General features: G+C 69.4%; 3 protein-coding genes. All 3 read right to left on the minus strand.

All coding sequences use genetic code 11. The annotated features are described in order from the left end of the window. Positions 1-117: 117 nt before the first annotated feature. Genes JOD64_RS27635 through JOD64_RS27645 form a run of 3 tightly spaced genes read right to left on the minus strand, consistent with a single transcriptional unit; the run spans position 118 to position 9,654 of the window. The gene (locus JOD64_RS27635; RefSeq protein WP_204944919.1) at positions 118-7,716 is read right to left on the minus strand and encodes a SpvB/TcaC N-terminal domain-containing protein; all 7,599 of its coding nucleotides are present in this window, start codon (positions 7,714-7,716) and stop codon (positions 118-120) included. After that, on the minus strand, positions 7,706-8,701 hold the full coding sequence (locus tag JOD64_RS27640) for a methyltransferase domain-containing protein (RefSeq protein WP_204944920.1): 996 nt from the start codon (positions 8,699-8,701) through the stop codon (positions 7,706-7,708). The genes JOD64_RS27635 and JOD64_RS27640 overlap by 11 nt, the downstream gene beginning before the upstream one ends. Then, positions 8,698-9,654 carry a hypothetical protein gene (locus JOD64_RS27645; protein WP_204944921.1) on the minus strand — a complete coding sequence of 319 codons (957 nt, stop codon included), beginning with the start codon at positions 9,652-9,654 and terminating at the stop codon, positions 8,698-8,700. Before JOD64_RS27645 ends, JOD64_RS27640 begins: the two co-directional genes overlap by 4 nt. Position 9,655: the final 1 nt, after the last annotated feature.

Consider the following 9,655-nt stretch of genomic DNA (forward strand, 5'->3'; position numbering starts at 1 on the left):
CACCTCGGTGCGGCCCGGCCCGGCACCGGTCGGCGTCGCACCGAGGCCATCCCGCGCCCGGAGCATGGCTGCCCGCCTGCCGGCGTGAGGAGCCTCGTGTTCCGCGCAGACGTGCTCTCAATACACCGGCGGACGCAGGTTGGCCAGGTTCGGCGGGAGCGGCACCACCTGGTATTGAATGCCTACGTCGATGAGCGCCTGCCGCAGCCGGTTGCCCTCGCCGGTTGTCGGCAGCGCCTCGGTGCCGTACCACACGGCTTGCTGGATCTTGCCCTCTGCCCGTAGTTGCACGTCCTTGCCGACCTGCGCGACCTTGAAGTCGACCTTCTCTTTCAGCGCGTCCGCCGGCAGTTGGCTCCATGGGGTGGTGTTGAACTCGTAGAGGGTGCCGGTCGACGCGTTGTAGTGGTCGGCGACCCGGGAGTCCAGCTTGGTGTTGGCGGTGACCTCGAACTTCTTGGCCGTCAACGGACCTCCGACGACCGCCTCACCGTAACGGTCGTGAATGTAGGTGGCCCTGGCCTCCTGGGTCATCGGCTTGTTCACGGGCGAGTCGGCGGGGAGGGGCGGCGCCTGCTTCGGCGGTGGTACGGGTGCGGCTTCCTTGACCGCAGGTGTGTGTGGCGCCGCCGTTCGCGTCTTGGTCACCTTCGGCGCCCGCGTGGGGTCGACCACCTTGGCGTGCAGCTTGCCGCCCTCTCCCAGCGTGACCAGGTCACCCGCGACGACCGTCGCGGTCTCCAAACCCGCCAGGCCCGCGTCGACGTAGTGGCCGGCGGCCTCCAGGGACTTGCCCTGCTTCTTGGCCTCCTGCGCGGCGTCGATGTGCTCGGCGACCTCCTTGGTGCCCTCGACGACCGTCTTCACCAGCCCGACGCCCGGGATGTTGGAGGTGATGACGTCGTCGGCGAGCTTCTCGGCCTTCTCAGCGCCCTTGCCGTCGTTCGTGATGTAGCTGACGGCGACGTCGGTCAGGCCGTCGGACAGCCCCTTGATGGCGATGGCCCCGGGCCCCATCATGATCGTCGCGTATCGGTTGACCCGGCTGAGGTTGCGGTTGACGTCGGCCAGGCTGGGCAGGCGCCCGTCGGCGTCGATGAGCACCACCGGGTTGGCGGCTGCGTACTGGAAGACGTTCAGTCCGCCGGCGGGTCCCGCTGGGTCGGCGCTGGCCCATCGACACAACCAGGGGATGTAGTAGCGGGCGCCGATGTAGACGAAGCCTGTCTCATCGTCGCGTTCACGTCCGCAGAACCGGTATCGCTTCGGTACATCCGTTTGATTGGACACGGATTGGAAGGTCGTGCCGCCGTACGGGGAGTACTCCTCGAATGACACGATCCGCGCGGTCTGGTCGAGCTCCAGCGTCGCCGAGCCCAGATAGTTCGCAAACTGGTGACGGATCAGCTGGGTGGGCCCGGCGTCGACCCCGGCGGTGTCGACCGTGCGGGTTTCCACCACCGCGATGCAGTGGATGCCGTCCATGGCGCGGACGATCTCGCGCTCGATGAGGTTGGGGCCGCTGCGCGTGCGGTGGATTTCGAAGCCCGCGAGGTAGATGCGCTCCTCGCTCACGGCGCCCGGTTTCTCCCAGACCTTGCGCACGCGGTTGCCGTCGGCGTCGTAGCCGTAGTAGACGGTGCCTCCGCCGCCGAGGTCGGCGCGGTGCAACTGGTCGTAGAGGTCCCAGTGCAGGTTGGCGTCGCCACCACCGATGCCGGTGATGGTGGTGAGGTAGGCGTGCGTGTCGTAGCCACATGGCTCGTCGGGGTTCGCGCCTCCGAGTACCCGGGTGCGGGCGAGCCGGTTGTTCAGGTTCTCGTAGTCGAACGTCCGCGTCCAGCCTGGATGCACCGGATTGGTGCCGGTGTGCGTCATCCGCAGCATGTTTCCTGCGTCGTCGTACACGTAGCGTTCGGTGTACCCGCCCATCGCGGCGCCGTCGTTGGGGTGCGGCAGCCTGATGCGGAGCGCGTCGTGGCTGCTGTGCGGGAGGGGGCCGTGCTGACCGAGGTGCTCGCGGCCGGTGGCCTCGACCAGTCGGTAGAGCGCGTCGTAGGTGTAGGTGCAGCTCGGGTCGACAACTGTGTTGGCGAAGAACAGCACCTGTTGGGCGGCGTCGCGGATCGCGGTGACGTTGCCGACCGGGTCGTAGGCGTATGAGAAGTCCTGCAGCCGATCGCCGTTGCGCAGCGTACGCAGCGTTGTCAGCCGCGAGCTGGCCGGATCGTAGTCGTAGAAGGTGGTGACGTCGTTGCCGTGCACGAGGCGTATCCGTCGCCCGTGGGCGTCGTACTGCGTGGCCTTGACCAGCGGCGTCCAGACCAGTTCGCCCTGCGCGTCGGCCGCGGCGCGCAGGTTGACGTCCACCGCCTGTAGGCCGTTGCCCTCGTCGTAATGGGATCGGATCAGGGTGGGTGGCCGCGCCGACGTGTGCGGCGCGGTGACGACGACCGGTCGGTTCAGTGCGTCGTACGTGGTGGACGTGGTCCAGGTCTCGTCGTCCAGCATCGAGGCGAGGCGGGCCTCGAGCGCGGCGACGTCGATGAGTGCGTCGGCGGTGGTGGGCAGGGCCGTGTGGTCGGCGTCGACGTCGGTCCAGTCGACGATGGAGCGGTACCGGGTGCCGCCGGTGAGCCGTCTGGTCACCCGCACCAGGTTGTTACCCGCGTCGCGTTGCTCGGTCGAGATCGCTCCGGCCTGGTCGAGGTGCAGGTGCATCGCTCCGCGCAGATTGCGTTGCGCCGCTTCGGGGTGTTGCTCTCCGTAGACCATGCGTGCGACGAGCACCGCACGGGCGGGGTCGGTCGGATCCGCGCCGACGGCGAAGGTGCGTAGGGGACGTCGCATCGGGTCGTACTCGGTGTGCATCGTCACGCCGCGTTCGTCCCACGACCGCAACGGTTGTCCACCGGCGTCCGCGATGGTCCAGCGTGCGCCGGAGTCCGCGCTGCGCTGACGGATCACTCGTCCCGCCAGGTCGTAGTCGTAGCGCATCATGATCCGGCCCAGTGGGTCACCGGGCTGACGGTTCGCGTCGCGGCGCACGAGGTGGTTGCCCTCGATGTCCAGGGCTGCGCGGTTGGTGAGCAGGAGGTGGCGGTCCGGCCGCGACGGGTCAGGTCCGTTGTCGGTGAGCGTTAGAAACGGCCGCCCGAGCGGGTCGAGGTGACCTGTCTTCGGGGTGCGCGCATGCGCCGTGGCCTTGTCGGCGGCGTCGCGTTCTGGTGTGCCCGGGGCGGCCTCGGCGTTGACGTCGTGCCATGTTCGCCATGGCGGGGCGGGTGGAAGGCCGGCGATGTATCCCGCGACGAGGTGAGCGATGTCGGGGTCGGTGCGGGGATCGTCGAGCACGGTGTCGTTGCGGTCCCACGTCACCTGTGTCCACGCGGTGAGGGTGGTCTTGTCGTAGGTGTGGTCCGGGTGCAGCGTCGCCGCGACCCGGCCCAGCGGGTCGTAGAAGAGGACCGGACTGACCCCGATGCTCGCGCCGAACTCGAAGGCGGGGGTGGCGCTGAAGAACGGTTCGTACGTGCGCACGGGCCGACCCTTGTTGTCGTACACGGTCCACCCCGTGCAGCTCCACCGCGGTCCGTCGGGGGCGCCCGCGCTCACGGGCCCGGGTTCGGCCTGAAGCTTTTGCTGGATCGTCCGTCCGAATCCGTCGAGATACGACAGCCCCACCTGCAGTGCGGACGGGACTCCGGGCGCTAGCCCCGCGACGTGGATCTCACGCGAGATCGCCGCGGCGACAATGGGGTGGGGGAACTCCTGATGACGGGTGTCGGCGTACGCAGCGAGGTCGTAGAGCCGCCGCGTCGTCGCCGCCCCCAGCAGGTCCGCGGCGTGAGCTTGCGGGTCGGCGAGGAAGCCCCGGACCTCGTCGGGTGAAAGATCCGGCTTGATGCCAGCAAGGGAGTCACCCGTCAGCTGACCCGGCTTGCCGACGAGTGCGGTGGCGCTCACCGTGGCGAAGACATCGAACGCCGCCTCGCCGACGTTGCCGTTCGGATCGATGATCCGCCAGGGCTGCAGCACCCGGTAGTCGATGTCCGCGGTGAGGCGATTGCCGACGGCGTCACTGGTTTCGACGATCATCAACTCGTGCTCGTCGTAGCGTGCCGTGTGTTCGGTGCTGACCGCAGCGGTGTGGAACGGGTCGCGGATGCGGCGCGGCAGGAAGAAGTGCCTCTTGGCGTACGCCAGCTCGGCGGCGGGTGTGTCGGCACCGTTGGGCGACAAGAACGTACGCGAGCCCGGTATCCACCACTGGGTGCCGCCCGGGCCGTCGGAGACGTAGCCGCCCGCGTCGGACAGCACCGCGGCGGGATCGGGCAGCAGCGGGTCCGCGCCGCGGCGCAGCACCTCGTCGAGCAACCCGCGCGTGAACGCCAACCGGTACGTCTGCCCGGGAAACGCACGGGCGTCGAGCCCGCCGACGGCCAGCAGGCCGGACAGGTCGTCGGCGCGGTACCTGGTGCGGATCCATTCGACAAGTCGGCGCTGCCGCGACCCCGGTGCCGGGGATCGTTCGTAGTCGAGCTCCGAATCGAACACGGGCAGTCCGGAGTCCCGGTCGACGAAATCCGCGGCCTGGTAGCGGGAGTTGCGTCCCGTTGGGAGGTATCCGGTGAGTTCGAACGTCCTCGTCTGGGCGGGCATCGGGGTGCGGTGATCACCGGGGTGCGTATCGATGTCGACGATCGGATTGGTGACCTCCGCCTCGGTGTAGGTCACCAGGTCGGTGCACTGCCGCATCCGGTCGTCGGGCTCCGCCAGGGCAGCCGCCCCCGCCGGTAGCCGGCCGTAGGCGATCGCGACCGACTTGAGTACGGCGCCGAACTCGTCGATGTCCAGGTTGATCGAATGCGTGACCCTGGGGTCGTCGGGATTGCGCTCCAGTGCCCGTTCCACGGTTTCGTACGGATGCACCCTGAACACGGCGTGACGGTTTGCGCCGCGCGCGTGCACACGACGCACGGTGAACGTGTGCTCGACGACGACGTAGGGGAGGTCCTGCGCGGCGCTGCCGTCGCGGCCGTACACCTCCTGACGCAGCATGGCGCCCTTGCGCGCCCGGCGCGCCTCGGCCTCCTCGCGACCGTCCGCCCCGGTCGGCAGCGGGGGAGATTCCAGTGCCCCCGGCGGTAGGTGTTCCGTGGACGTGCCGAGATCGAACCAGGTGCGGGTCAGCACCGGTGCGACGTTCGACGCCGGGTCCTCGTTGTCGAAGGAGTCGTCGAGTGTGCCGGTGGCGTTGAGGGCCACCAGTTCCCCGGTGTCCCACTGGTCGACGACGCCGAAACCGCGGAACTCGCGCTCCTCGCCGTCGAAGTAGCCGTGGTGGTACGCGTAGCGCGTCGTGAAGCGGTTACGGCTCACCCGGTCGACGGTGTCGACGCGCTCGACGACGTGAACGGGGTAGGGAAGCTTCGTCGACCACGGCTGCCCATCGCGTGCGTCCCGGGCGCTGAACGTGTTCGAGGGGGTGTAGCGGATGCGCGTCTCGATGCCCTGGTTGTTGTCCATCCGGACCAACAGGTGCGGCTTTCGGTCACCGGTCAGCTGGAGGTAGCTCAACCGCTGCGGGTCGGCATCGACCGCCGAGGGCATCCGCACCAGACAGGCAGTGCCGTTGCCGAGCAGGTCGGTGACCATGACGGCGGATGGATCGACGACGGTAGGGAAGGCGTCGATGGACGTCGGTTTGCTCCATCCGTTGCCGCAGCGGTTCAGATACAGCTGGATGGCGTCGGGGTGCAGGTAGACGAGGTCGGTCGTACCCGAGCCGTCGACGTCGGCGAGCCTGAGAAGGTTCGGATCGAACCGGTCCGGGTGATCGAAGGTCTCCAACCCGTCCATGACGACCTTGGTGCCGAACCGGCCGTGCCCGAGATTCGGCCAGTACCAGACGACGCCATTACGAAGCTGAACGAGGTCGGCAAGCCCGTCGCCACTGAGGTCCGCGAAGTAGACCGCCTGGGTGGGATCGCGGAAGACCAGCCGCGGGCCTTCCTGATCGATGTCGGGCCGTGGTATCCGGATGCCCGGCCCGAAACCCGCCTCGGCCAGCGAGGGATGCCAGACGAAGGCGGCGTCCTCGACGAACACCACGTCGGCGCACCCGTCGCCGGTCAGGTCCGCCCAGTAGGCGTTCGGGGCTTGGACGCTGGCGCTGAGCCGTGACGCCAGCGGCCGGAAGGGCCGCCAACCCTCACCGTCGTCGTGCTCGTACAGTCCCGGTGTCGGGCCGTCGAAGATGACGACATCGAGTGTGCCGTCGCCGGCCAGGTCGACGAACTGGGCACCGTCGGCGCTGTCGACGTTTGGTCGGAGCGCGACTGATTCGGCCCGGCTGAACGCGGCGGCTCCGGACAGCGGGCTCGTGTTGCGGTGATACGACCAGGACCCGCGTCGGTCGACCAGCAGCCCCGCGATGCCCTCGCCGTGGAGGTCGACCCAGCGCGGGTCGTCACCGGATGAAAGTTCGTCGACGTCGACCGTGTGCACCGTCCGGTCGACGGTGGCGGGGCTGTAGTCGAACCGCACCGAAGGAAGCGCCCGGCTGATGATCGTTCCACCGTCGCTGCGGTATCCGCGGTGGGTGATCGTGCGCAACAGGCTGTAGGTCGCCGACTCGGCCGCGCCGTATCCGAGGTCCACCGACGACACGGGACCGTCGTAGCCGGGGTGGCCGGCCACGGAGTCCGGGACGTGGTGGAAGGTGATGATGCGCGCACACCGGCGCAGCGTGCGTACCTCGAAGCCGCTCCGGTAGCTGGAGAACTGGTCGTGCCGCACGTCCCAGTCCCGGACCGAACCCGGCGTGGGTGCGTCACCGTGGTGCTCGCCGTAGTCGAGCACCACCTCGAACATCCAGCCCGGATCCGGTGCCGCCGCCAGGTCGGCGAGGAAACGGGGCCTGCGCCCGTCGTCGTCGAGCAGCGGGATGCGGTTGCCGTACCGGATCGACTTGAGATAGCGGTTTGTCGCGCGCCCCGACGCGTCTCGCGCACCGCGGCCGATTTCGCACGGCCGGGTGAGGTCGACCCCGTCACCGTTCTCCGCCACGTACGCGTAGACGATGGCGTTTCCGCGGTCGTCACGGGTCTCGGTGAGCAGCCAACTGAACACCCGGCGCGGGCTGGCCGCATCGACCACGCGGGATCCGTTGTCCAGGCCGTAGATGCTCAACACGTTTGTCGAACTGAGCGAGCGCCAGTGGACGTCGCCGTCGGTGGTGCGTGTCCAGCGTTCGATGCGCGCGTACAGCCCGTCGATGCGCGGTCGGTAGCGGCGGATCGCATACCCGGGTGCGCTGTCCAGATCGTCGCGCTGGTCGTGCGGTCCGGGTACCGGAACCAGGTCCTCGGCGCCGGAGAGGATGAAGACGTCGGCGTCGACGTCGTCGCGGTAGGTGGGCACGCCCTTGTCGGTGCGGCGGGTGATCGACGCCACGGGAAGGCTCCAGCCGAGGCCGAAGGGTCCGTTGCCTGAAGCCGAGTCGTAGGTCAGCGCGAGCTGGGGCGCGAAACCGGCCCGCCCCGGCGGAATCCGGACGGGTATCGAGGTGGAACCTGTTCCGGTCACGGGCGCGACGGTGAACTTCTCGCCCATCGCGCGGACCGCGCCGCCGCCCTTCGGCAGCGCCGGCGGCAGGAACGCGGGGGCTTCCGACGAGGTGGAGGGGGCCGGTAGGCCGGCGTCAGCGGTCATGCGAGAGCACCCACATCTGCGTCGGCGGACCGTACGTCGGGTGGGCCTCCCCGATACCGCGCAGGGCCGCACGATATCCGGCGGGGGCGGCGTGCGCCGCGATCCAGCGCCGCATCTCCGACCGCGTCCATTCGAAGTGGTGCCCGGGGTGGCGGACGCGGGCCCGACCCGAGGAGTGGTCCTCGGGGAACAGGACGTTGTACTCGGCGTTGGGGGTCGTCAGCACGACCGTCGGCGGGGACAGTTCGCGAAACACCAGGCGCGCGAACAGCTCCAGGGTGGGCTCGTCGAGGTGTTCGATGACTTCGATGGCCACCACCGCGTCGTGGTCGGCCCACAGGTGCGGCAGGTCGGCGACCTCGGCGACGTCCAGCCGGGCCCGGGGGCGGAGTCGATCGTCCAACTCGCGGTCGAGTTGTTCGAGTCCGGAGCGTACGGCGTCGGTGTCCGGGTCGATGCCGTGGAACTCGGTGGCCTTCTGCGGCCACCGTCTCAGCGCCGCGAGCTCGAATTCACCCTGGGCGCAGCCGACGTCGAGGGCCTTGCGCACCCCGCGCCGGTTCAGCACGTCGGACGCGACGGCGTGGCGTTGCTGGTGCAGACCCTTCGGATAAGCAGGGCCGGTCAACGTGGCGACGGGGTAGGGAGGCGCAGGCCCGTTGCGAGGCTCCACCCCGCCGTCGGCACCCACCGGCAGCATTTCGAGCAGGATCTGGGTGCGGATGAAGCTGGGGGCGTCCTCGAGCGGGATCACGTCGACGTGACGACCCAGCTGACGCCGTAGTCGGGCCACCGCGGCGGAGAACTGGATGCGTGGCAACCCGATCGTGCCGAAGTCGATGTCGGACCGCGCGTCCCAGTGCTGAGCGTGGGCAAGCGACCCGGCGAGCCATACGCGTTGCGCCCCCGCCTCGTAGAGGATGCGTGCCGCGTCGCCCGCCAGGGTCAAGGCGGTGTCGTAGTCGGCGTCGGGCGGTATCGTCACGGCGCCAACCCGGTGTAGACGCTCAGCAGGGGTCCGTCGGCACAGATTCGCACGCTGACCATCGTGGGTCGCACGGGTTGGTCGATCGCGGCGCACCAGTCGCGGAAGGCCTGCTCGCCGTGCGGTCGCTCCACCAGCACCGCGCGGATCGCGGCCAGCGGATCGCCGTCCAGTACGCCGCGGGTCAGTTCGAGTTTGAGCTCGACGGAGTCACTCGTCGTACCCAGTGCGAGCAGCACTCCGGCCTCGGGCAGGATGAGCCTCCCGGTCAGCCGGCGCGTGACGTGTGCCGCGGCCAGCGCCGGCCGGGTGAGCCCATGGCCGGCCGCCCAGTCGACCAGCGTCGACAGCGCGATGCCGTTGCGGCATTCGTAGTACATCCGCGGATGCGCTGCGAAGCGGGCGCCGTCGAGCGCGACGAAGTGTGGCTCCAGGTCCGGGACCGCCTCCAGAAGGCTTTCGTGAACGCGCGAACGTGAACCCAGCGCAGCGAGCACCTCACGACTGCGCCGTACTTCCAGATACGCCTTGGCCGCCTGACCGTCGACGCCGACGACGGCGGAGACGAAGCCGCCGAACCGGTCGTCAGCGAAGTACGGCTCCCATCGACTCGCGGTCGATACGGGGACCTCGGCCAGCCGCAGGGCATCGGTCCGCCTGTCTGCCAGGGCGGTGTCCGGGTGGCCCCGTGTGAGGTCGAAGCGCAGCGCCCGCGGGGTCTGCTCCGAGAAGGACACCTCAACGGGCGTACCGCCGGGGTTGAGGGCGTTGGTGCGGTAGGCGGGGTCGCCGAGCGGGCGCGGGAACGCCGCGGTGGTCAGCCGGCGGATCTGGGCGTGCGCTGCCGCGCTGGGACCACTGCCGCCAAGCCGGGCCAAGATCGAGCACAGCCGCGCGGCCACCTCGACGTCGGTGGTCCCGGCGACGGGCGACTGCGCGATGTCGATGCTCACG

It is taken from the genome of Micromonospora luteifusca, from assembly GCF_016907275.1.
Taxonomy (GTDB): Bacteria; Actinomycetota; Actinomycetes; order Mycobacteriales; family Micromonosporaceae; genus Micromonospora; species Micromonospora luteifusca.

Coding starts and splice junctions, on each gene's coding strand:
- JOD64_RS27635 (WP_204944919.1), bottom strand. CDS start 7,716: ATGACCGCTGACGCCGGCCTACCGGCCCCCTCCACCTCGTCGGAAGCC.